Source organism: Streptomyces sp. NRRL S-378 (genome assembly GCF_000720645.1).
Lineage (GTDB): Bacteria > Actinomycetota > Actinomycetes > Streptomycetales > Streptomycetaceae > Streptomyces.
The window spans coordinates 45,056-67,136 of record NZ_JOBX01000017.1 but is presented as its reverse complement, the minus strand read 5'-3'; the positions used below and the strand labels follow the sequence as shown (position 1 = coordinate 67,136).

The window sequence follows — 22,081 nt, the reverse complement described above, 5'->3', positions numbered from 1 at the left end:
GATGGTCAACCGCCCATGGTACCAGCGGGGGGCAGGCCCGCCGGGGCGTCGAGTTCGCCCGCGCGGACCTGGGCGCAGTGGGCGCGGACCTCCGCCGCGGCGCGCTCGAAGAAGTCGGCGATCACGGCGGTCTCGTCGGGGGTGTAGTCGGCGAACAGCGCGCCCAGCCGGTCGTAGAACGGCTGGTAGACGGCGAAGACCCGGGCCGCTGCGGCCGGCTCCGCCACGACCCGGACGCGGCGCCGGTCGGCGGGGTCGGGACGGCGCCGGGCGTAGCCGGCCTTCTCCAGGCGGTTGAGCACGCCGGTGACGGCGCCGGTGGTGAGGTCCACCAGCTCGGCCAGGTCGCCGGCGGCGAGGGGGTTCTCGCCGGCGCCCAGGATGTGCCCGAGGCAGGTCAGGTCGGTGACGTTGAGTCCGAGCCGTTGCGCCACTTCCTGCTGGCCGACGATGCCCAGGGCGACGAACTGGTCCATGCGCGAAAGCGCCTCCGCGGCCGTGGCCGCCGGGCGGGGCTTGCCCTGCACGCACATTCTCCTTAGTATCTAAGCTACTTAGTTAGTGAGATACTTACCTTGCGAAATAAGCATCTCCTTGTCCGAGCCTACTGCCGCCCCTTCGACCAGGGAGAACCATGAGCGCGCACGGTCACGTCGATCTCGGCCACACGGTGGCCGGCTGGACCGGAACCACGTTGGCCCTGCTGGGCTTCGCCGGAGCGGGGGTCGCCGTGTGCGCGGCCTGGCCGCCCGGGATCGTCATCGGCCTCGGAGCCGTCGTCCTGGCCGGGGCCGTCACCTGGTTGCTGCACCTCGCGGGCTGGGGCAAGCCGAGCGGCCCCCGCCCGGAGGTGGAATGGGACTGGCGCACCCGGGACACCACCGCCCTCGCCGGGCATGCCGACTGCCTCGGCTGCCGGGTGGCCGGCCCGCGCCGGGCGGCCGGGGCGGCCACCCGGCCCCGGCCCGCGGTGCGGCTGCAGAGCAGTGACGCGGGCGCGTGACCTGTGCGGGCCGGCCGTGCGGGCCGGCCTGGTTCCCTCGAATCGCGGACAGGTCGTCTGCAAGTTCGAATGTGCGACGCGCCCCGGTTGGCCGCGTTCAGCGTGTGCTGTGGTGGACCGTTGGGCAGGATCGAGACGGCCGCGTGTGCGGCCCGCAGTGGACCGTTGTGAAGGATCAGCAAGATGGCAACAGGTGTCGTGAAGTGGTTCAACTCGGAGAAGGGGTTCGGCTTCATCCAGCAGGACGACGGCGGTCCTGATGTGTTCGTGCACTTCTCCGCGATCCAGGCCCAGGGGTTCAAGTCGCTGGAGGAGAACGCGCGGGTCGACTACACCGTCACGCAGGGACCCAAGGGCCCCCAGGCCGAGAACGTGGTCCCCATCGGGTAGCCACCGCACGAGCCGTGCCGCGAACGGAACCCCGCCGGTCCTCCGGCGGGGTTTTTCTGCGGCCTGGCCGCGGTGCGGGCCCCCCAGGGCGTCTCGCCGCCGGGCAGGCCGGTGACGCACCCGCTTTCGCGGACGTGAGGGGCCGCCTGCGTGTCCCGCGCCGACGTGGCGACCTCGCACCGGGCTGACCGTGGTGCTTGCCGATAGGGCGTACTCCTCACGCGTCATTCGTCAGCGCGGCCATCAGGGAAGGCCGCACGGTCTGCCCCGTCGGCCTCCTCATCGCGGGCCCCTTCCGCTGGTCCGCCCCCTGAACGCACGAGAAGATCACGGTCGGAGGCATTCTCCCTGCGGATCGAAGCAGACGAGTCCGTGTTCGCGAGCGAGCGTAGCGGCGTACTCGGACACGTCTTCCGCCTTGCCTCAGGACATGAGCAAGTACACGATCGGGCCCGATGCCTCCTCGACGACCGGCGGGGACGCCCGTACGACACTGCGATCGACGTCGTCCGGATACCGCCCGACGAGCGCTTCCACATACGCCACGATGCGTGGCGCCGGAGGGACGACGACGTCCTCCGGCTCCAGGCAGCGCTCGTAGAGCTCGGCGTAGGTCAAGCCCGCTCGGAGGCGCAAGGGACGCGATCGGAGAGGTGGAGCTGCGACCACCCCGCCGATCTGCGTCCTGCAGAGCTCATTTCGACGCCCCTGATGACCTGGGGGAACTCGACGGAGGGTGACCAGTTCTTGTGGAGCGTGCTCGGGGACGATCCGGAGCACTGGCCGATCACCATCTGCTCCCGCAACGGCGCCTGGTGGCACTACGAGGGCGGCATGGTCCAGTTCCTGGCGGAGCTCTGCGACGGAGCCCTGGAACCGTGGGCGCTCCCTCCGGTCAAGCCCGAGATCACAGGCTGGGCCGTGGAGGGCGGCGGCTGGCAACAGAGGGCCTAGTACTCCAGCAGCGTTTTGCTATCTGGCCTGTTCAGGGGCGTCGTGGGGAGTGTAGTGGGAGGGTGGGGTGCCGGTGGTGGTCTTGGCTGGGTGCCCCACCAACGAGTGGATGCGCCGCTGGTAGTGGCGGTGGCGGGCTGTCGCCTGGCGTCTGCGACGCCAGAGTGACCAGCTCAGGACGTGGCGGCGAAGCGCCCGGCCGGGGCGGCCGCCCGGGACGAGGCGAAGCGCCAGGAGCCGGCGGACTTCTGCCACGGTGAGGGGAACCACGGCGCCGGAACCGTTTCTGCACCCCCCTTTGCGGCTTCGTGGGCCATGACTGCGAGGTAGGCGTGGGCCAGCATCGCCAGCGTGATGTGGCGATACCAGCCCACGTATCGGCGGACTTCGTACTGGTCCAGGCCGCACTCGTTCTTCGCGGCCTGGAAGCACTCTTCGATCTGCCAGCGCATCCCGGCGACCCGCACCGTCTCCTGAATGGTCGTGTCGAGGGGTGTGTAGGCGAGGTAGTAGGCGATCTCCTCAGGCTTGCTGAGACTGCGGCGGGCCAGTGCCCACCGGCGGCGCACGGGGGCCTGACCCTGGTAGTCGAACTCGGCCACCGTGGGCAACTCCAGGACCGCCCAGTGGTAGAGCCGTGGCCCCTTGGCGCCTTCGCCGCAGGAGATCGCCTCCCATGCCTCGTCGGGGGCCTGGGCGAAGAGGTGGTCGATGCGCGGGCCGAAAACCTGCTGGGACTTGGGCACTGCGAGCACGTAGCCAAGCCCGGACTGCTCCAGCAGCCGGCGGAAGCGTCCCTCTTGCCCGTATGCGGCGTCCGCGGTCACCCAGGCGATGGGAAGTTCGGAGGCCAGAGCACGCAGGACCAGGCGCTTGGCCAGCTCTCCTTTGGTGGCGAAGCCCCGTTCGTCGGGGACCTTTGCCGCCTGGCAGCGGTCGCGGTCGTCCGTCCAGGACTTGGGCAAATAGAGCTCCCGGTCGACCAGTGCACGGCCGCGGGTGGGGGCGTATGCGGCGAAGACGCCGACCTGGCAGTTTTCGGTGCGGCCGGCGGTGCCGGAGTACTGGCGCTGGACCCCGGCGGAGGTGATGCGCTTCTTGATGAAGCCGGTGTCGTCGACGACGAGTACCCCTGCTTCCTCGCCGAGATGCTCAGCGACGTAGGACTGGAGGTCGTCACGGACGTCGTCAGCGTCCCAGTTCGCCCTGTTCAGGAGCCGTTGCAGGCGGTCGGGCGTGCGATGGCCGGCGAATTCGGCCAGTTGCCAGCCGTTCTTACGGCCGACGGGGGCGAGCAGCCCTCGTATGTAGTCCCGTCCCCTGCGCCGCAGGTCGGCTCGGCCGAAACGGTGGCCGATCCGAAGGAACAGGTCCTCGAGTTGTCGTTCCCAGGCCGCGTCCGCGTGGTCGTCGATCACGAAGAGAAGCTGTCCACGACTCAGCCCGGCCCATACCTCGCATCCACTCGTTGGTGGGGCACCCGGCCAAGACCACCACCGGCACCCCACCCTCCCACTACACTCCCCACGACGCCCCTGAACAGGCCAGATAGCAAAACGCTGCTGGAGTACTAGTACTGCAACGGTGTTTGCCGTGATGGTTGGTTGGCCCCTGGTGGTGTGTGACCGCGTTGTTTGTCATGACTGACACGTGCGTGGAACTGTCGTCGCCGCCAGTGTGACCAGTGCAGAACGTGGTCGATGCTCCGGCGGCGCCGGGCGAGGTTCACGGCAAACACCGTTGCAGTACTAACGGGTGGCGCGGTGCAGGGCCAGGAGCAGGGACCACAGGTGATCCGCCAGGTCGCCCGGATCCGCCGGGATCTCCCCGTGCAGCCAGTCCGCGAGGATCCCGGTGAAGGCCGCGGCGACCGCCGAGGCGACGAGCTCGGGCCGGGGTGCGCCCACCGCCGCGCGTTCGGCACGGGCACGGGCGCGCAGCTCGCGGTGCAGCCGGTCGCCGAGGGGGCCGCCGCCGCCCGGCAGGAGCAGGGTGCGGTAGAGCGCTCCCCGTCCGGCCGCCCCCGCCAGGAACTCGGCGAGCGCGGCCGGGGGGCGTACCGGAGGGAGCGGCGAGGGACCGGCCTGCCAGGCGTGCAGGGCGTCGACCGCCGCGTGCACGACGTCCGCGCACGCGGCGACGGCGAGCGCGGCGAGGTCCTCGTAGTGCAGGTAGAAGGTGGCCCGCCCGACGCCGGCCCGGCGGACCACCGCCGAGACGCTGACCTCCGCGAGCGGCCGTCCGGCGCACTCGGCCAGCAGGCCCTCGCGCAGCCGTGCCCTCGTGCGGGCCGTGCGGGGGTCCTCCGCACGGCCCTGTGCACGGTCCTGCGGGCTCATGCGGCCAGCAGCGCGGCGCCGAGCGCGAGGGCGCCCGGTACGGCCTGGACGAAGAGGATCCGGCGGTTGGCGGTGGCCGCCCCGAACACGCCGGCCACGATCACGCAGACGAGGAAGAAGACCTGCGTGGGGAGAGAGCCGATGACCAGCCCCCAGACCAGGCCGACGGCGAGGAAGCCGTTGTACAGCCCCTGGTTGGCGGCGAGCGGCGCGGTCAGGCGGGCGGTGTCCGCGTCGAAGCCGTGCAGCGCCCGGCCCGGCGGCCGCTGCCACAGGAACATCTCCAGGACCAGGAAGTACGCGTGCAGCGCGGCCACGAGGCCGATCAGGATCTGAGCGACCGTATGCATGGCCGCCTCCTCTTCTCGCCGGAATCAGGGATGGGAACGGGGGAGGGTGAGTTCCTGGACAACTGTACAGGAACTCGGGTGTCCGACCCCGCGGCTACCCTGAGCGCATGCTGCTGTACGACGACTTCGGCACCGGACGCCACCGTGAGAGTTCCCTCGTCCGGCACGCCCTCGGCAGCACGCACGACGAGGCACTCGTCGCCGGCCTGGCGGGCGGCATCGGCTTCATGTACTTCGTCTTCGAGTACGGCGGCCGGCCACCCCTGCTCACGATCGTCGCCCAGGCCCACCCCGACCCCTGGGTCCGTTCCGCCCTCGACCGGCTCCGCGTCCCCCACGAGGTGTTCCACAGCGCCGGGCCGCGCTGGGACCGCGTCCATGCCGCCCTCGACGCCGGCCGTCCGGTGTTCTGCACCGTCGACCGGTCCGGGCTCCCGTGGCACGGCCCGCAGGACGAGACGGCCGGAGCCGATTCGTACACCGTGGTCATCGCCGGCCACGAGGGCGGCACCCTCTACGTCGAGGACGGGGCCCCGACGCCGTACCGGATCCCCGCCGAGGTGTTCGGCGCCGCCTGGTCCGGGCACCGCAGGGGCCGCCACGAGATGATCGTGCCCACCGGCCCCGCCGCCGGGCCCCCCGACGTCGAGGGAGCCCTCGCCGCCACGGCCGCACGCCTCACCGGGCCGGTGCTCGGCAACAGGTTCGACGTCAACTTCGGTTTCTCCGGAATGGAGAAGCTCGCCGCGCAGCTGCGTGACACACGTACCAAAGCCGGCTGGGAGCGCCGCTTCTCCGCCCCGGAGGCCTTCCTCGCGGGGCCCGCCGGCTGTACGCCTGCCTGCAGGAGGAGTGGACCGCCCCCGGCGCCACCCGGCCGCTCTACGCGGACTTCCTCGACCTCGTCGCACGGCCCGAGGCGGCCGCCCTGTTCCGCGAGTCGGCCGGGCACTGGTCCCGGCTCGCGGAACTGGCCCGCGCCGCCGGCCGGGACGCAGGCCCCGGCGGGGACACGGAGGCCAGGGCGCGGCGCGCGCTCTTCGACGAGTTCGCCACCCTGGTGGAGCACGCGCTGGCCCTGGAACGCCGCGCCGTCACCCTCCTCCGAGCAGGCCGTACCCCCTGAACCGGGTGGGCGTGAGCGTCAGAGGTGGGCGTCCAGGAACGCCCGGAACTCCTCGTGGTTCATCGGGCCCGCCTGGCTCGCGACCGCCTCGCCCTGCTCGATGAGCACCACGGTCGGCGCCCCGGCCACGCCGTACCGCTTCGTCGGCCCGGGGCAGCGGGTCATGTCGGTGCGGACGGCGGTGAACCGCGTCCCGTACTCGCGCACCAGCTCACCGACGACCGCGTCCATCGCGCGGCAGGCCTCCGCCGCCTTGGGCCAGGTGCCGCAGAAATAGGCGAGGACGGGACCCGTCGTCATCGACAGGACGAAGTCGAACTCCGCGTCCTCCTGTGGCCGGTGCACGCCCTGTGCCATGCTTCTCGCTCCTCGCTCGTGCGCCCCTCCGCCGGGTGCGCGGCACCCATCATCGCCGCCGCCCGGACCGGCGGTCGCCGGGCCGTTGTCAGTGGCGCCTGTGAAGCTGATCAGCATGGACGACAGGATGCTCCGGCGCCGGGTCTACGGCGCCGACCACGAGGACCCCGACCCCGGCCCGCGCCCCGGCCGCGACTACGGCGAACTGGTCGGCGGCCCGCTCGACGGGCTCCTCCTGGACATCACGGGCTGGAGCACGCCCCAGCTCGACGAGGAGGCCCGCCTGCCCACCGAGATAGGGCGCTACGGGGCGGGCGGCCGCGCCCACTACCGCCGCCGTGCGGGCGACCCGGGCCACTGGGACTGGACGGGCGACAGCCGCTGACCGCCCGCGGTTCCGGTCGCGTCCGGCCCCGCGGAAATTCCCCGAAGAACTTTCCGTAGGGCTGTCGATCCGGGCGCCGCCCGTTCGACGCAAGGGTGAGAGGCGGGGAACGCCCCCGCCCGCACGACCGAGGAGCCACCATGCCGCGCTTCCTGACGATGATCCGCATCAACGAGCAGGACCTGCCCCCCAACGAGTTCCCGCCCGAGTTCGAACAGCGCATGGGCGCCCTGCTGGAGGAGATCACCAAGGCCGGCGTCATGCTCGACACCGCCGGGCTGCTCCCCTCCTCCGAGGGGACCCGCCTCAACTGGTCCGGCGGGAAGATCAGCTGCACGGACGGACCCTTCACCGAGACCAAGGAGGTCGTCGGCGGCTACTCCCTCAGCCAGTGCAAGGACAAGGCCGAGGCGATCGAGTGGACGCGGCGGTTCCTGGAGATCCACCCGCCGGAATGGAACGTCAGCGCCGAGATCCGGGAGATCCAGGAGATGTAGCTCCGGGCCGAGGAGGACCACCCGGAGGTGATCCCGCCCGCTCGTGCCGCGTTTGCCCTGCCGCGTCACGGCTGCTCTGATGGGTGGCCGTGACGGCAGGGGATGCGGCCCGGGCGGTCGAAGCGGTGTTCAGGATCGAGTCGGCGCGGATCATCGCCGGCGTCACCCGCATCGTGCGGGACGTCGGCATCGCCGAGGAGATCGCCCAGGACGCCCTCGTCACCGCCCTGGAGCAGTGGCCCGAGTCGGGTGTCCCGGACCGTCCGGGCGCCTGGCTCATGGCGACCGCCAAGCACCGCGCGATCGACCTGGTCCGCCGCAAGGAGACGTACGCGCGCAAGCTCGCCGAGGTCGGCCGGACCCTCGAGGACGAGCCGCCGCCCGCCGAACCGGCCGAACCCGACGACATCGACGACGACCTGCTGCGCCTGATCTTCACCGCCTGCCACCCCGTCCTCCCCACCGAGGCCCGCATCGCCCTCACCCTGCGCCTCGTCGGCGGACTGACGACCCAGGAGATCGCCCGCGCCTTCCTCACCTCCGAAAGCACCGTCGCCCAGCGGATCGTGCGCGCGAAGCGGACCCTGGCCAAGGCCGGGGTGCCCTTCGAGGTCCCGTACGGGGCCGACCGCGACGCACGGCTCTCCTCGGTCCTGGAGGTCATCTACCTGGTCTTCAACGAGGGCTACTCGGCCACCTCCGGCGACGACCTCGTCCGGCCCGCCCTCTGCGAGGACGCCCTGCGGCTGGCCCGTGTCCTGGAGGCCCTCATGCCCGAAGAGGGCGAGGTGCACGGACTTGCCGCCCTGCTGGAGTTCCAGGCGTCCCGGACGGCCGCCCGCACCGGACCCGACGGCGAGCCGGTGCTGCTCGCCGACCAGAACCGGGCCAGATGGAACCGCCTGCTCATCGCCAGGGGCGTCCGGGCGATGAACCGCGCCGGCAGCGGCCCGTACTCCCTCCAGGCCGCGATCGCCGGCTGCCACGCGGCGGCCGTCCGCTACGAGGACACCGACTGGGCCAGGATCGCCATCCTGTACGGCCGGCTGGCCCAGCTGGCCCCCTCACCGGTCGTGGAACTCAACCGCGCGGTGGCGGTCTCGATGGCCGACGGGCCGGCGGCCGCCCTGCCGCTCGTCGACGCCCTGGCGGAGGAACCGGCCCTGAGCGCCTACCACTTGCTGCCGAGCGTACGGGGCGACCTGCTGGAGCGCCTCGGCCGGCCGCGCGAGGCCCGCGCCGAGTTCGAACGCGCGGCCGCACTCACCCGCAACGAGCAGGAACGCACCCTGCTCCTGCGGCGCGCAGCCCGCCTCTGATCCGCGCTCCCGGGGCCCGGCTCAGCCGCGGCGCGCGAACGCGGCCACGTCCAGCGGGGTCATCCGTACCGGCCGGCGCTGCGGGGTCAGGGCGACGGGCCGGCGGAAACCCCCGGAACGGGCGATGTCCTGGACCGTGCGGCGCAGCGCCTCCTGGAAGTCGCCCATGGTCCGGCGGGCCGCCGGGGTGTCGACGTAGATGGAGTTCATGTGCAGGCCGTCGGTGTCGCGCTGGAACCACGAGCAGGCCCCGTTGGCCCGCGCCGACCACACGTGGGTGGTGGGCCGCCAGTCGTCGTGGCGCTCGGCACCCGGGCACTTGCGCATGTCGATGTAGGAGAAGAAGTTCACCGGGTACGGCCAGGAGCGGGCGGCGAACTCCTCGGGCGCCAGCAGCTCCCACGCCCGTACGAACGGAACGTCGAGATGGGTCATCATCTCGCCGAACCCGGCCCGGACGGAGGCCATCACCTGCGTGAAGTCCCGCCCGGGCGAGGCGTCGAACTCGATCGGCAGGGTGTTGACGAACCAGCCCACCGAGTTCGTCCAGGTGCTCCGGCCGCGCTCGCTGACCGGCATGAACCCCCGGTAGACACCCGGCCCGCCGGCCTCCCGCAGACACACGGCCACCGAGCCGAGCACCCCCATGAACGGCTTCCCGCCGACCGCCAGGCAGGTCTTCTCGAAGACCTCCGCCTCACCGGCGTCCAGCAGCATCGACGCCTCGTTGACGATGGGGTACATCCGCCCCGGCTCCACGCCGAGGTCGAGGGGGAAACGCGGGAAGAACTCGCCGGACGGCCCCATGAAGTCCTTCCAGTAGTCGAGCCGTCCGTCGCGGGCGTCGATGGACAGGTAGCGGCGGCGCTGCTCCTCGGCGAAGTCGAGATAGCTGGGTGCGGGCGGCAGTTCGACCTCCTCGCCGCGACACAGGCCTTCGTAGGCGGTCAGCACCTCGCGGGCGACGATGGGCATCGACATGCCGTCGCAGACGATGTGGTCGAAGGCGAGGTAGACGGTCGCCGAATCCCCGCGGACCACGGCACCCATGATGAACAGGGGCCAGGACAGCGTGTCGATGCTCCGCTTGAAGCGTTCGACGAGGAAGTCACTCAGCACTCCGGCGTCCTCGAACGTGCCCACGTGCTCGGGGTCGAGGGCGAGCGAGGCCGGGGCGAAGGGCTCGCAGGCCACCTCCCCGGCCAGCCGCCGGAACGCGCAGCGCAGGACCTCGTGCCGCTGGACGAAGGACAGCAGCGACTGGGCCAGGGCCCGTTCGTCCAGCGGGCCGGTCACCTCGAAGGTGACCGCGACCCAGGACGCGACGGGGTCGTCGGCGGCCCGGCTCTCCTCGGCGACGGTGAAGTGCTTGTCCTGGTTGAAGGACGCTTTCCGGCTCGCCGGGTCGTCCGGCCCGTGGGCCTCCGCCGTGGTGGACCTGAGCCGCCACTCGACCACCCTGCCGGGTGCCACGTGGTGCATCTCCAGAGGAAACTGCCGCATACCGCCATCCCTTCGCCCCCGAGTCAACCCCCACGCCCTAACGACCCCCGGCCCGGGGAGGTGACGGAATCACTCCTGCGGGGCGGGCGGCGCGCAGGCGGAGGCAGTCAGCCTGCGCAGGGCGGCCTCGAGGAGCGTCCAGCCGTGGACGCCATGCCCGACGGGCCGTCGGGACGCCGCCCGGTGGGCCCTGGCTTCCTCCCTCAGCACCCGGCCTGCCGGTGGAGGTCCGCGTGTCGGGCGAGCCGCAGGCCTTCCCGGCCGGGATCGACGTCACCGCGTACCGGATGCATCCAGGAGGCGCTCACCAACGCGCTCAGACACGGAGAGGGAGGCCGGACCCAGGTGACGGTCCGGTACGCCGAACCCGCGCTGCGCGTAGAGGTGCTGAGCAGCGGGACGAGCGTGCTCTCGGGTGAAGACGCATGTGGCCCGCATCTTCGCGAAGCTGTCGCTGCGCGACCGGGCGCAGGCCGTGGTCCTCGCCTACGAGACCGGCCTGGCGACACCCGGTTCGGGGGGCTGAGCGGTGGCAATGGCCGCGAGGGCCTCGGCCAGGACCTCGACGGAGGGGTCGGTACGGCGCCCGCACGGCAGGACCAGGCCGATGTGCCGGACGGGACGCGGGGGTTCGACACGCACCACGACCGTCCCGGGGGCCCCGGCCAGGGCGACCTGCGGGACGAGGGAGACGCCGACGCCCGCCGCGACCAGTGTCTGCGCGAAGAAGTAGTCGGTGGTGGAGGCGGCCACCCGCAGGTCGAAGCCGGCGAGCCCCGCGTACCGGCGCAGGAAGGCCTCCGTCTTGAGGCAGCCCAGGACCCACCGGTCGCCGGACAGCTCACCGAGGTCCACCGAGGTCCGGCCGGCCAGGCGGTGCCCGCCCGGCAGCACCAGCCGCAGCGGATCCTCCAGCAGCGGCCGCCAGGCCAGGCCCGGGCGCCCGCCCGGACGCACCGGCGGGGGCCCGTCGAAGTGGTAGGCGAGTGCGAGGTCCGCCGCGCCGCCGCGCACCATCGGCACGGCGTCCTCCGGTTCGCTCTCCAGCACCGTCAGCTCCACCTCCGGGTGCGTCTCCACGAACCGGGCGAGGGCCGCGGGCAGCAGGTGCCGGCCCCCGCTGGTGAAGGTGGCCACGGTCAGCCGCGGCCGTTCCTGCGTCAGCCGGTCGATCGCGCGGCGCACCTGGTCCAGTTCGGCGGAGATCGTCTCCGCCGCCTCCACCAGCAGCCGTCCCGGCTCCGTGAGCGTGACACCGCGTGTGCTGCGCAGCGCCACGGGGTGGCCGAGCGTGCGCTCCAGCGCCGCGATGTGCTGGGAGACGGCCGACGGGGTCAGCAGCAGGGCACGGGCCGCCTTGTTGAAGCTGCCGTGCTCGGCCACCGCCCGCAGGACGCGCAACCGCTGCACATCGATCATCAGTTTTCCTTACGACCCGTTCAGCGGGTGGTCGGTTCCGCTGGGGACGATACAACGCGAGAGTCGGACCCATGAAGCGGATACTTGTCATCGGCGGCAGCCGGTACTTCGGGAAGTCCCTGGTCACGCGGATGCGCGACGCGGGGGACGACGTCATGGTCCTCAACCGGGGCTCCAGCCCCCCGCCCCCCGGCGTCGGCCGGCTCCTCGCCGACCGTGACGACGAGGCGGGGCTGCGGGCGGCCCTGGGCCGACGGGACTTCGACGTGGTCGTCGACCAGGTCTGCTACACGCCGCTCCAGGCGGCCGTGGCCAGGCGGGTGTTCGCCGGAAGGACCGGGCGCTACGTGATGACCTCGACGATGGAGGTGTACGACCCGGCCACGCTCCCCGCCGGCTCCGCGCCGCGCACCACGCCCGCCCTGCCCGTCGTCCCCGTCGTCGAGGGGGCCCTGGACCTCACGCGGCCGTCCTTCAGGCCGCCGTTCCCGTACGGGCAGGAGCCCGCCCCCGCACCGGGCGACACCCAGGCCCAGGCCCAGGCCCGGGCCTACGCGGAGGGGAAGCGGCGGGCCGAGGCCGTCTTCCTGCACGAGCCGCACGAGGCGCACGAGCTGCAGGAGCCGCCCGAGCCGCACGAGCCGCCGTTCCCGTTCGTCAGTGTCCGGACCGCGCACGTCCTCGGGGGCGGCCGGGCGGAGTTCACCGGGCGCCTCGCGCACTACGTGCGGCGGATCGCCGCCGGGATCCCGGTCGACGTCCACGCTGCCCCGTACGGCACCTCGTTCATCCACCACCTGGAGATGGCCGACTTCCTCGACTGGACGGCGCGGCAGACCTTCACCGGGCCCGTCAACGCCGCCTCGCACGGCGCCCCGGACGTCCTCGCCCTCTGTGCCGTGGTCGCGGAACGGCTCGGACGGCGGCCCCACCACCGGGTCGTCGAGGCGGGCGCCGATGCGTCGCCCTTCTCCTTCGACCGGCCCTACGCCATGGACAACGGCCGGGCCACGGCCCTGGGCTTCGCCTTCGGCCGGGTCGCCGACTGGCTCCCCGGCGCGGTCACCGAGACGGCGCGCGCCACCGAGTGAGTGAGCCGGCCGCCGCCCTGCCGCACGCCGGTGCCGGCCCGCAGGCCCGTGCCGTCATGCGCGCCTGCGTCGTCATGCGCGTCTGCGTCGTCACGGGCGCCTGCGTCGTCAAGGGCGCCTGCGGCGTCAGGACGACGGCAGGCCGAGGATCTCCAGGATGCCCTCCGCGTACGCCGCCGTCCCGGACCCCGGCACGGCGGCCAGCTCCCGGCGGAAACCGTCCACACCGGTGCGGATGAAGGCGGCGCACTGGCCGTGCAGCCCGGCCTCGTGGGTCCCGCCGTCGTCCACCGTGCACAGCAGGGCCAGCAGGGTCCACAGCAGCGCCTCGCGGGTCGCGTGCCGGGGCGGCCGCGCCGACCACACCGCCATCAGCACGGCGCACACCGCCGGCGCCGGCGGCTTCAGGTGCTGCGCGAAGAAGACATGGCCCTCCAGCGCGTGGAAGGCCGCGGGATGCCCCTCGGCGGCGTCGCGTACGGCGTCCACGAGATGGCCCGCGGAACGGCCGCAGCCGCACTCGATGCGCTCCCAGTCGTGCCGCGCGATCTCCGCCACCACGGAGTCCGGAACCATCGGGCTGCGCAGAACCTGCGCCTGCTTCTCACTCCCCCTCATGCGCCACAGTATGGGCCAGGGCGGATCGAGCAGCGAGAGGGGGCGGAACCGGATCACACGGTCGGCCGTCTGAAGCCCCGTGTGGATGAAACGAAGGATCATGTTTCTACTGTTCGCCCTGCTCGCGACCCAGGTGGGCTCCCTCATCAGCCCCGCCTACGCCTGCGGCTGCGGGGCGATGATCCCCGACGGCCAGTCCCGCATCGGCGTCGACCGCGAGACCTCCGTCGTGCGCTGGGACGGCCGCACGGAACAGATCGTCATGCGTTTCACCGTCGGCGGGAACGCACAGCGGGCGGCCTGGATCATGCCGGTGCCGGGCCGCGCCACGGTGGAGCTGGGCGACGGCGACATGTTCGACGAGCTGCGCGAGCTGACCCGCCCCGAGCGGAAGACCCGCAGCCACTTCTGGCCGCGCAGCGGGGACTGGCCCTTCTCGTCCGGCGCGGGCGACAGCGCGGGCGCCCCGGCACCCGGCGCCGCGCCCCCCGTCGGCGTGGTCGGCCGCGAGCAGCTCGGCGACTTCGACGTCGCCCGGCTCACCGCCACCGACCCGGACGCGCTGAAGAACTGGCTGGAGAGCAACGGCTTCCAGCTCCCCGACCGCCTCGCCACCGAGGTCAAGCCGTACGTCGACCAGCACTGGGAGTACGTGGCGGTCCGCCTCGCCCCGCGCGGCGGACAGGGCAAGGTGCTCCGCGGCGACCTCGACCCGCTGAAGATCCGTTTCGACAGTGACCGGCTGGTCTACCCGATGCGGCTGTCCCGCATGGCCAGGACACCGCAGTCGCTCGGCCTGTACGTCCTCGCGGACCACCGCATGGAACCCGCCACCCGGATCGGCGGCTCCGCACCGAAGGTGACCTTCGCGGGCACCGTCGAGCCGAAGGCCGGCCCGCTCGCCGACCTCGCCGACGGCAAGCCGGTGTTCCTCACGGCGATCGAGCAGGAGTTCCCCGAGCCGGGCCGCATCGACGCCGACCACGAACTGCGCGCGACGCCGAAGGACACCCCGTACCGTCGTGCCGTCTACCGCGACGAGCTGCTCACGGTGGGCGACGGCATCCCGGTCTGGCTCCTGACGGTCGGTGCGGCCGTCGCCGCGATCGCGTCGGCCGCCTACGCACTGACCCTCCGCCGTCTCCGCCGGGCCGCCGGGCCCACCGCCTGAGGAGCGCACCGGACCGGCCGCGTGTCGGTCCGGGAGGCTGCGCCGTACGGATGGACTCGGGCCGTACGACGGCGGCTACGGGCTCCTGCCGCACGGAGCGCTCTACGTTCGCACTGCTTCCTGCATCCTCCACGAAAGGCAGTACTCGTGCGATCGATCCGTTGCGCCCTGACCGCTCTCGCCGCCGGCGGCATCCTCCTGGCGGGCGCGTCCGCCGCCTCCGCCGACGACACCTTCGCCGTCTACGCACCGATCAGCAACACCTACTCGATCGTCTTCGGCGACCAGACCCAGGTCGCGGGCGACGACGTCTTCAACGCCGGCCGCGACAACACGGTCGGCTCCTACAACGGCACCGCGCCGACCGGCGACATCGGCATGGCGGCCCTGCCGGGCACCCAGATCATGAGCAACGAGGCCCTGATGCAGGGTGCGACCGGCCGGTGGACGGGCGACATCCTCGGCAAGTGAGGCCCGTGACGGGCGGCGTGCCGCCGCTCAGTCGCACATGACCGCGGTCCGCGCCCGTCCCGGGGCGTCGGTGTCCGGGACGGGCCGCTCCTTCCTCGGGTCCGCGCCGAGGTCGTAGACGTTGACGGCGAGCTCCAGTTGGCGCTCGCCGTCGGCGCTGGTGAGGGACAGAATGCGGCCGCTCACCCGGACCGTCGTGGACTACCTCACCCACGAAGGGATCGAGGTACTCGACTACGAGGCCCTGGAGATCCCGGACAACCTCGACGTCGCCGCCCACGACCCGGCCCGGCTGCCGGGCCTCGCACGCGCGCCGGACCGCGCGGATGCGGACGCGGTCGTCCTCTCGGCGTGCGTGCAGATGCCGTCCCTGGGCGCCATCGAGGAAGCCGAACAGCTCCTGGGCAGGCCGGTCGTGTCCGCGGCGGTCTGCACCGCCCACCAGATGCTCCGGGCCCTGGACCTGGACGCCGTCGCCCCGGCCGCGGGCCACCTGCTCTCCGGCCCCTACGCGGACCCCGTGGCCCGGAGCGTCCCGGGGCGCGACAGGCAGGGACTAACGCATCGGCGGAGGCACCGTGTAGTTCGGGATCGACGGGTCCTTCGGGTCGAAGGGGGTGGGCTTCCAGGTCGGCAGCGGCGGCCGGTCGGGCGCCGGTGGCGGGGTCGGGCCCCGGTTCGGGTTCTGCGGGACGGCCGGGGTGCCCGCCGCGGTCCGCTCGGGCGCCGGCCCGCCGGTGACCGAAGGCCTCGGCTCCGCGGCCGGCGTCGGGGGCGGGGCGGACGGCTGCGCGGTCGCCGGCTCCGAGGGGGAGGGGACGGGCGGGGCCGTCGCCGGTGCCGACGGGGCGGGTTCGGCCCCGGCCGGTCCGCCCGAGCACCCGCCCAGCGTCAGCGCGCCGGCCAGCGCCACGACCACCGCGCCCGGGACTCCGCCCCTGTGACCCACACCCACCACCCACCGTCCCCGCACGGTCCGTCCGTCCTCCGGGTCGGCCGATCGTAGCCCAGAGGGGCGCACCGGATCCTGCCGCGCGCCCCCCGCCGTACCGCAACGTGGGGAAAGGACCCGATTCGCACTCCGGGGAGTGACACCAGCGGCGGCTCCAGCGCTGAAGGGCACGGGTCGCCTCCCGACGACCGTGATCCTGTCCGACCGCCGACACCCGTCGCCCGATCCCCAGAGGCCACGCCGCATGCACCCCTCACCCGGAGCCCCGGACGAAGACACGATGGAGCTCTTCCTCGGTGACGTCGGAGCGGCCCAGGGCCCGCAGGTCCCGCCCGCCGCCGAGGCCCCCGTGTTCGTGGACGGTTCGGGGCGCAGGCAGCGCCGCGTGCGCCGATGGGGCTGCCTGCTGGTGATACCGGCCGCCGCCTACGTCATCCTGCTCCTGAGCACGCTGATGGGCGGCCCCACCTTCCGATCGCCCTTCCTCCCCTCCGCCCAGGCCCCGCAGACCCCGGCGCCGGGGGAGCCGGCCAAGGGCGCGACGGCGGGCCCGTCCCCGCGCGGCACGGCGGGCGCGGGCCCCCGGGTCACTCCGGCCGCCGCGCGGCCCAGCGCTCCCGCACCGGCCGCCACATCCGGGACCGTCACCAAATCACCCGTCACGGGACCGGGTCCGACGAGGACCACCACCGGACCGGCGGATCCGGGCCAGCCGTCCCCCGGCGGCGGCCGCGGCCGCTTCACCACGCCGCCCGGCCAGGGCGGCGGAAAGCCCACCGGCCGCCCCTGACCCCGGCGGCCCGGCCGACGCCGTCCGCACCTCACGCACGCACCGCACCACCCGACGCAGCAGGCAGGAAACACCACCCCCGTGTCGAAGAACCGCCGTCGCCGCTCGCACGGCAGGCACACCTCCGTACGCAACGTCCCCCTGCGTACCCACTGGCTCCTGCTCACCACCCTGGTGCTCACGCTCTCGGCGGCGCTGCTCCTCGAGGGCTACACCCAGCACCTGTTCGACGAGCGCCCCGACGGGGCTCCCCGCGGGCAGACCGAAGGAGCGTCCGTACCGGCCGCGATCAGCTCCGGCGGCCCTGTGATCGAAGGGGCGGCCGGCCGCACCGCCACTCCGGCGCCCCGCACGATCGCCCTGACCTTCGACGACGGCCCCGACCCCGTCTGGACCCCGAAGATCCTCGACGTGCTGCGCCGCAACGACGTGCACGCGACCTTCTTCACGGTCGGCACCCGCGTCGCCGAGAACCCGGACCTGGCCCGCCGCATCGTCGCCGAGGGACACCAGATCGGCCTGCACAGCTTCACCCACACCGACCTCGGCACCGCGTCCGCCTGGCGTCGTTCCCTGGAGCTGCGCGAGACCCAGCTCGTCATCGCCGGCGCCACCGGGGTCACCACGCCCCTGCTGCGCCCGCCCTACTCCTCCACCAACAAGGCGCTGGGCGACGCCGACTGGAACGCCGCCGTCCAGGCCGGGCAGGAGGGATACCTGACCGTCCTGACGACCCTGGACAGCCAGGACTGGCGACGCCCCGGCGTCGAGGCGATCGTCGCCGCCGCCACCCCCTCGGACTCCGCCGGGCACATCGTGCTGCTGCACGACGCGGGCGGGGACCGCACGCAGACGATCACCGCGCTCGAACAGCTCGTGCCACGACTGAAGGCGTCCGGCTGGAAGTTCGCCACCGTGGGTGACGCGGTCTCCCTCCCGGCCCCCGCACAGAACGCCGGCACCGCGGACCGATGGCAGGGCCTGGCGCTGATCACCGCGATGGGCGCCAGCAGCCGGATCCTCGACCTGTTGTCATGGCTGCTGTGGGCGGCGGGCGCGATCGCCCTGTTCCGTGCGATCGCCGTGTTCGTCGCCGCCCGGCGGCACGTGCGGATGCGGCGCAGGCCCTGGGGCGCTCCGGTCACCGAGCCGGTGAGCGTGATCGTCCCCGCGTACAACGAGAGCGCCGGGATCGAGGCGGCGGTCCGCTCCCTGCTCGCGTCCGACCACCCGGTGGAGGTCATCGTGGTCGACGACGGTTCCACGGACGGCACGGCCGACATCGTCGAGCGGCTCCGGCTGCCGGGGGTACGGGTCATCCGGCAGCAGAACGCCGGCAAGCCCGCCGCCCTCAACACGGGGATCGCGGCGGCCTCCTGCAACCTCCTCGTCATGGTCGACGGTGACACCGTCTTCGAACCCGACGCGGTCCGCATGATCGTCCAGCCCTTCGCCCACCGCCGTGTGGGTGCGGTCTCCGGCAACGCCAAGGTGGTCAACCGGGGTGGCCTGCTCGGCCGCTGGCAGCACATCGAATACGTCGTCGGGTTCAACCTCGACCGCCGCCTGTTCGACCTCGCCGAGTGCATGCCCACCGTGCCCGGCGCGGTCGGCGCGTTCCGCCGCGAGGCCCTGCTGCGGGTCGGCGGCGTCAGCGACACCACCCTGGCCGAGGACACCGATCTCACCATGGCCCTGTGCCGGGACGGCTGGCGCGTGGTCTACGAGGAGCGGGCCAAGGCCTGGACCGAAGCCCCCGCCTCGCTCGGCGCGCTGTGGAAGCAGCGCTACCGGTGGTGCTACGGCACCCTCCAGGCCATGTGGAAGCACCGCGGCGCCCTCGCCCAGCGAGGACAGGCCGGCAAGCTCGGCCGGCGGGGCCTGGTCTACCTCCTGATGTTCCAGGTCCTGCTGCCGCTGCTCGCACCCGTCGTGGACGTCTTCGCCGTCTACGGCCTGGTCTTCCTCGACCCCTTGCGCATCGTCGGCCTGTGGACGGCCTTCCTGCTGCTCCAGGTCCTGATGGGGCTGTACGCCTTCCGCCTGGACGGGGAGCGGCCCGGGCCGCTGTGGAGTCTGCCGCTCCAGCAGTTCGTCTACCGCCAGCTGATGTACCTGGTCGTGATCCAGTCCGTCTTCACCGCCGTCGCCGGCTCCCGGCTGCGCTGGCAGCGGATGGAGCGTTACGGCAGTCTCCAGGTGCCGGTCGCTCCCTCCGAACCCCTCGCCGGGGCTCCTACCGCGCCGAGCGCCGAGCCGCTCCACGTCTCCGCAGCCCCGTCGGCCGCCGGCCCCCGGGCCGATGCGGCCGCCCCGTACGGGGGCTACGCCACGGACCCCTCCTGGGGGCCGCACCCCGCGGCGCCGGGCCCGCAGAACCACATCTGGCCCTCGCAGCAGGGGCAGCCGGGCCTGTAGTCACGGCGCGTCCTGGCCCGCCCGGGCCAGGGCGAAGACGCCGGCGCAGACGAGGGACACGCCCAGGAGCTGGGGGAGCAACCACCAGCCCGAGCGCAGGTGTTCCTCGTACAGGACCACCCCCAGCGCGATGCTGATGGTCGCGTCGCCGAGGGTCAGGGCGGGCTGCGAGGCCACCAGCGGCCCCCCCTGCATGGCGTGCTCGAGCAGCAGCAGGGCGCAGATGCCGCTCGCGCCGAAGGCGTACGTCTCCCACGCCGTGAAGAACGCGGCGATGCCGTGTTCGTCGAGGGCGTGCACGGAGGTCTTCATCAGGGCGGCCGTGAGCGCGTAGCAGACGGCGGTGGCGGCGCCGAGGCAGCCGGCCCGCGAGCGCCCGGGCGGCCGTCGCAGGCCGGCGAGGGCGAGCAGCGCGACGACCACCGCGCAGGCGGGCAGCGTCAGCACCCACCGTTCGGCCGGTACGTCGGTCCGGTTGCCCGCCGGCGAGGCGGCCACCAGCGCGACCCCGAGCCCCGCCACCACCCCCGCCACGGCGAGCCACAGCGCCCCCGGCAGTCGCTGCCGGATCAGCAGGGAGGCGATCAGCAGGGCGAGCGGCAGTTCCAGCACGAAGAGCGGCTGTACGAGGGCCAGCGCGCCCGTGGCCAGCGCCGCGGCCTGCCCCGCCCCGGCGGCGATCACGGCCAGGATGCCCGCGACCCACACGGGCCGGCGCAGCAGGTCCAGGATCAGACCGGGGCGGAAGCCCCCGCTCTGCGGCACGGTGAGTGCGGCCCGCCGCTGGAGCACGGTGGCCAGCGCGTTGCTGAAGGCCGCGAACAGCGCGAAGAGGACCGGCAGGACGACGCCCATGCCCCGATCCTCACCGCGCTCGCCGCCCGGCCGTGCCGCGACACGGGCCGCGGGCGCCGCGGCGCCCGCATTCCCCCGTCCGGACCTGCCGGGGAGCCGTCGTCCGGACCTGCCGGGGAGCCGTGTCAGGCGCGGCCGGCCGCCGCCCGCTGCAGGGCCAGGGCGGCGAGGGCCTCCGGGGCGCCGGACTGGCCGCGGATGCCGGGGAAGGCGTTGACGTCCACAATCAGGGGCGTCCCGCCCCCGGTGTCGATGATGTCCACGCCGTAGACGTCCAGCGCGAACACCGCTCCGACCCGCCGCACCAGATCGGCCCAGCCGTCGGGGAGTTCGCCGGGGGCGAGTGGGCACGTCGGCCCGCGTCCGCCGGGTGAGAGCTCGGAGCGGCGCAGGGCCGAGAAGACCCGGTCGCCGATGGCCCACAGTTTGTGGTCCCACCCGTTGTTGGGCCCGTACGGCTGCACCACGACCGGCTCCTGCGGCCACTCCCGTGCCAACTCCCGCAGGCCCGCGGTGTCGTCGGCACGGGCGACGAGGTCGCCGCGCCGGCTGAGCCGGCTCTTGACCACCACGGGGGCTGACGGCCGTGCCGTGCTCGCCCACGCCCCCAGGGCGCCGACGGTACGGGTCGCCGCGAACGGCAGACCGGCCCGCAGGGCGAGCCCGGCCATCTCCGTGCGGTCCTGGCACAGTGCGGTGGCCGCCGCGGTGTTGACCACCGGTGCCCCCCTCCGCTCCAGGTGCCGCGCGAGTTCCAGCGCGTGCGGCGTGCGCGACTTCAGCAGGTACACGTCGGCCAGGGGCGCCGGTGCGTGGCCGACGGCTGCCGGGTCGAGGGCTTCGACCTCGTGCTCCGGGGCGAGGAGTGCGGTCGTGTCCGCCAGCAGCGGGTGCCCGGGCTCCGGAGTGATCAGGCCGATCCTCATACGGTGTCACCCGCCGCGGCGGAGACCTGCGCCGGTGCTGACTGGGCCGGGATCGACAGGGGGAGCGTGTACGGGAGCGTCACGGGCGCCGTCGTCGTCACGGGTGCCGTTGCCGTTGCCGTTGTCGCAGTCGCAGTCGCAGTCGCAGTCGCAGTCGCAGTCGCAGTCGCAGTCGCGGGCGCGGCCGTCGCGGGGGCGCCGCCGGCCCGCGCCAGCCCCAGTACGGCGCGGGCCACCCGTGCCGCAGCGTCCGGCACCTGCCGGAAGCTCGGGAAGTCGTTGACGTCGACGACCACCGGTCCGTCGGGACCCAATAGCACGTCCACCCCGTACAGGTCGAGCCCGTAGACCGCCCCCACCTGGGCGGCGATGGCGGCGACCTCGGACGACAGCGGTACGCGGCGCTCGCGGACCGAGGGGTCGGGGTGCAGCGGGGAGCACCGCTCGGTCGCGAACAGCTCCCCGCCGACCGCGTACACCTTGATGTCCGTGCCCGAGTTGGGTACGTACGGCTGAGCGATGAGCATGCCCTCTCCCACGAGCACGGGCAGCAGCGTCTCCAGCCGCTCGGGCGAGGACACCAGGTGCACCGCCCGTCCGGAGCTGCCGTCGGCGGGCTTGACGACGAGCGGGTACTCGGCCGCCGGTATCTCCCTGAGCGACTCGGGGCGGGCGACGGCGTACGTGGGCGGCAGCGGGAGGCCGCGGCCGCACCCGATGGCGGCGGCCAGCGCCTTGTCCCGTACGCCGCGGATCGAGCGGGCGTCGTTGACGGTGGTCAGCCCGGCTGCGGCGGCGGCTTCGAGGAGGGTCAGCCCCGGGCCGCCCGACACCGTCTTGAGCACCCAGGCGTCGTGCGCACCCGTGTCCACCACCTCGGTCATCCGCAGCAGCGAGCCGCCGGGCCGCACGACGTCCACGCGGTGCCCCCACGCGGTCAGCTGTCGGATCACCTCGTTCGGCATACCGTCGTGGCGGTAGTGCTCCTCCACCAGGAAGCAGAGCCTCATCGACCTTCCCCAAAATCCCGGACGTCCGCCGAATCCGCCCGGCGAGTTGTGACGTCACAGGATGTCATGGACCGCAATGTGATGATCGGTCCGCCTGTGGGCTTCCATGCGACCCTCCGACCTCCTTGTTGGGCGTC

Annotated in this window: 25 protein-coding genes and 3 pseudogenes; 14 read left to right on the top strand and 14 right to left on the bottom strand. The window is 73.1% G+C overall.

The genetic code is table 11. The annotated features are described in order from the left end of the window. Nucleotides 1-5 precede the first annotated feature (5 nt). On the bottom strand, nt 6-527 hold the full coding sequence (locus IH80_RS0115050; RefSeq protein ID WP_051809335.1) for a MarR family winged helix-turn-helix transcriptional regulator: 522 nt from the start codon (nt 525-527) through the stop codon (nt 6-8). Nucleotides 528-634: 107 nt separating this feature from the next. On the opposite strand from IH80_RS0115050, the gene IH80_RS0115045 reads away from it, so the two are divergent. Continuing rightward, entirely contained in the window at nt 635-1,003 is a 369-nt protein-coding gene (locus IH80_RS0115045) for an HGxxPAAW family protein (RefSeq protein ID WP_030960817.1), read from the top strand. 183 nt (nt 1,004-1,186) lie between these two features. After that, nucleotides 1,187-1,393: a cold-shock protein gene (locus IH80_RS0115040; RefSeq protein ID WP_030960816.1), complete on the top strand. Its 207-nt coding sequence runs from the start codon at nt 1,187-1,189 to the stop codon at nt 1,391-1,393. A 423-nt stretch (nt 1,394-1,816) separates the two neighbouring features. Here the strand turns inward: IH80_RS0115040 and IH80_RS46005 are convergent, their stop codons facing one another. Then, entirely contained in the window at nt 1,817-2,029 is a 213-nt protein-coding gene (locus tag IH80_RS46005; protein ID WP_234432246.1) for a hypothetical protein, read from the bottom strand. 75 nt (nt 2,030-2,104) lie between these two features. On the opposite strand from IH80_RS46005, the gene IH80_RS0115025 reads away from it, so the two are divergent. Then, on the top strand, nt 2,105-2,347 hold the full coding sequence (locus IH80_RS0115025) for a hypothetical protein (RefSeq protein ID WP_234432245.1): 243 nt from the start codon (nt 2,105-2,107) through the stop codon (nt 2,345-2,347). Between the two features lie 173 nt (nt 2,348-2,520). On the opposite strand, the gene IH80_RS39355 is transcribed toward IH80_RS0115025, so the two are convergent. From IH80_RS39355 to IH80_RS0115010, 3 genes are all read right to left on the bottom strand, one after another. After that, the gene (locus IH80_RS39355; protein WP_420708780.1) at nt 2,521-3,765 is read right to left on the bottom strand and encodes an IS701 family transposase; all 1,245 of its coding nucleotides are present in this window, start codon (nt 3,763-3,765) and stop codon (nt 2,521-2,523) included. 330 nt (nt 3,766-4,095) lie between these two features. After that, nucleotides 4,096-4,686, bottom strand: a complete 591-nt coding sequence (locus IH80_RS0115015) for a TetR family transcriptional regulator (RefSeq protein ID WP_030960813.1) — start codon at nt 4,684-4,686, stop codon at nt 4,096-4,098. Next, a complete protein-coding gene (locus IH80_RS0115010; RefSeq protein ID WP_030960811.1) occupies nt 4,683-5,036 on the bottom strand; it encodes a DUF1304 domain-containing protein in 354 nt (117 codons plus the stop codon). The genes IH80_RS0115015 and IH80_RS0115010 overlap by 4 nt, the downstream gene beginning before the upstream one ends. A 107-nt stretch (nt 5,037-5,143) precedes the next feature. Here IH80_RS0115010 and IH80_RS46000 point away from each other — a divergent pair. Next, nucleotides 5,144-5,551: pseudogene (locus IH80_RS46000) on the top strand (BtrH N-terminal domain-containing protein); the annotation flags it as partial. Between the two features lie 629 nt (nt 5,552-6,180). Here IH80_RS46000 and IH80_RS44740 read toward each other — a convergent pair. Further along, entirely contained in the window at nt 6,181-6,462 is a 282-nt protein-coding gene (locus tag IH80_RS44740) for a thioredoxin family protein (RefSeq protein ID WP_420708783.1), read from the bottom strand. A gap of 172 nt (nt 6,463-6,634) precedes the next feature. On the opposite strand from IH80_RS44740, the gene IH80_RS0115000 reads away from it, so the two are divergent. The 3 genes from IH80_RS0115000 (at nt 6,635) to IH80_RS0114990 (ending at nt 8,720) form a co-directional block, all read left to right on the top strand. Then, nucleotides 6,635-6,904, top strand: a complete 270-nt coding sequence (locus IH80_RS0115000) for a hypothetical protein (RefSeq protein ID WP_030960809.1) — start codon at nt 6,635-6,637, stop codon at nt 6,902-6,904. 140 nt (nt 6,905-7,044) lie between these two features. Continuing rightward, nucleotides 7,045-7,401, top strand: a complete 357-nt coding sequence (locus IH80_RS0114995) for a YciI family protein (protein ID WP_030960808.1) — start codon at nt 7,045-7,047, stop codon at nt 7,399-7,401. Nucleotides 7,402-7,484: 83 nt separating this feature from the next. Beyond that, complete coding sequence (locus IH80_RS0114990; protein ID WP_107056825.1) at nt 7,485-8,720, top strand: RNA polymerase sigma factor; 1,236 nt, start codon at nt 7,485-7,487, stop codon at nt 8,718-8,720. 21 nt (nt 8,721-8,741) lie between these two features. Here the strand turns inward: IH80_RS0114990 and IH80_RS0114985 are convergent, their stop codons facing one another. Next, on the bottom strand, nt 8,742-10,223 hold the full coding sequence (locus IH80_RS0114985; protein WP_051809332.1) for a condensation domain-containing protein: 1,482 nt from the start codon (nt 10,221-10,223) through the stop codon (nt 8,742-8,744). A 415-nt stretch (nt 10,224-10,638) separates the two neighbouring features. On the opposite strand from IH80_RS0114985, the pseudogene IH80_RS43785 reads away from it, so the two are divergent. Then, nucleotides 10,639-10,749: pseudogene (locus IH80_RS43785) on the top strand (DNA-binding response regulator); the annotation flags it as partial. On the opposite strand, the gene IH80_RS0114975 reads toward IH80_RS43785, so the two are convergent. After that, a complete protein-coding gene (locus IH80_RS0114975; RefSeq protein WP_051809330.1) occupies nt 10,710-11,642 on the bottom strand; it encodes a LysR family transcriptional regulator in 933 nt (310 codons plus the stop codon). The pseudogene IH80_RS43785 and the gene IH80_RS0114975 overlap by 40 nt on opposite strands. A 71-nt stretch (nt 11,643-11,713) precedes the next feature. On the opposite strand from IH80_RS0114975, the gene IH80_RS0114970 reads away from it, so the two are divergent. Continuing rightward, nucleotides 11,714-12,733 (top strand): hypothetical protein, encoded by a 1,020-nt coding sequence (locus IH80_RS0114970; RefSeq protein WP_030960801.1) that lies wholly within the window; start codon nt 11,714-11,716, stop codon nt 12,731-12,733. A gap of 126 nt (nt 12,734-12,859) precedes the next feature. Here the strand turns inward: IH80_RS0114970 and IH80_RS0114965 are convergent, their stop codons facing one another. Beyond that, a complete protein-coding gene (locus IH80_RS0114965) occupies nt 12,860-13,351 on the bottom strand; it encodes a hypothetical protein (RefSeq protein WP_158943474.1) in 492 nt (163 codons plus the stop codon). Between the two features lie 100 nt (nt 13,352-13,451). On the opposite strand from IH80_RS0114965, the gene IH80_RS0114960 reads away from it, so the two are divergent. Together IH80_RS0114960 and IH80_RS0114955 are read left to right on the top strand one after the other, a co-directional pair. Next, the gene (locus IH80_RS0114960; RefSeq protein ID WP_234432244.1) at nt 13,452-14,522 is read left to right on the top strand and encodes a DUF2330 domain-containing protein; all 1,071 of its coding nucleotides are present in this window, start codon (nt 13,452-13,454) and stop codon (nt 14,520-14,522) included. A gap of 147 nt (nt 14,523-14,669) precedes the next feature. Next, entirely contained in the window at nt 14,670-14,993 is a 324-nt protein-coding gene (locus IH80_RS0114955; RefSeq protein ID WP_030960798.1) for a hypothetical protein, read from the top strand. Nucleotides 14,994-15,020: 27 nt separating this feature from the next. Here the strand turns inward: IH80_RS0114955 and IH80_RS45355 are convergent, their stop codons facing one another. Continuing rightward, nucleotides 15,021-15,179 (bottom strand): hypothetical protein, encoded by a 159-nt coding sequence (locus IH80_RS45355; RefSeq protein ID WP_199819266.1) that lies wholly within the window; start codon nt 15,177-15,179, stop codon nt 15,021-15,023. Here IH80_RS45355 and IH80_RS42305 point away from each other — a divergent pair. Further along, nucleotides 15,166-15,432, top strand: a pseudogene (locus tag IH80_RS42305) (Asp/Glu racemase); the annotation flags it as partial. The gene IH80_RS45355 and the pseudogene IH80_RS42305 sit on opposite strands and share 14 nt — an antisense overlap. Nucleotides 15,433-15,549: 117 nt before the next feature. Here IH80_RS42305 and IH80_RS45350 read toward each other — a convergent pair. Then, nucleotides 15,550-15,942, bottom strand: a complete 393-nt coding sequence (locus tag IH80_RS45350; RefSeq protein WP_037880001.1) for a hypothetical protein — start codon at nt 15,940-15,942, stop codon at nt 15,550-15,552. 247 nt (nt 15,943-16,189) lie between these two features. Between IH80_RS45350 and IH80_RS40845 the strand changes: the two genes are divergently transcribed. After that, nucleotides 16,190-16,735 (top strand): hypothetical protein, encoded by a 546-nt coding sequence (locus tag IH80_RS40845; protein ID WP_158943472.1) that lies wholly within the window; start codon nt 16,190-16,192, stop codon nt 16,733-16,735. Between the two features lie 81 nt (nt 16,736-16,816). Beyond that, nucleotides 16,817-19,153, top strand: a complete 2,337-nt coding sequence (locus IH80_RS0114930; protein ID WP_234432243.1) for a bifunctional polysaccharide deacetylase/glycosyltransferase family 2 protein — start codon at nt 16,817-16,819, stop codon at nt 19,151-19,153. Here the strand turns inward: IH80_RS0114930 and IH80_RS0114925 are convergent, their stop codons facing one another. The 3 genes from IH80_RS0114925 to IH80_RS0114915 all read right to left on the bottom strand — a co-directional run bounded on the left by IH80_RS0114925 (nt 19,154) and on the right by IH80_RS0114915 (nt 21,944). Then, nucleotides 19,154-20,008 carry a DMT family transporter gene (locus tag IH80_RS0114925; RefSeq protein WP_030960791.1) on the bottom strand — a complete coding sequence of 285 codons (855 nt, stop codon included), beginning with the start codon at nt 20,006-20,008 and terminating at the stop codon, nt 19,154-19,156. Nucleotides 20,009-20,133: 125 nt separating this feature from the next. Then, nucleotides 20,134-20,934, bottom strand: coding sequence for an ATP-grasp domain-containing protein (locus IH80_RS0114920; protein ID WP_030960789.1), 801 nt, complete (start codon nt 20,932-20,934; stop codon nt 20,134-20,136). Further along, nucleotides 20,931-21,944, bottom strand: coding sequence for an ATP-grasp domain-containing protein (locus IH80_RS0114915; protein WP_078906533.1), 1,014 nt, complete (start codon nt 21,942-21,944; stop codon nt 20,931-20,933). The genes IH80_RS0114920 and IH80_RS0114915 overlap by 4 nt, the downstream gene beginning before the upstream one ends. Between the last annotated feature and the right edge of the window lie 137 nt (nt 21,945-22,081).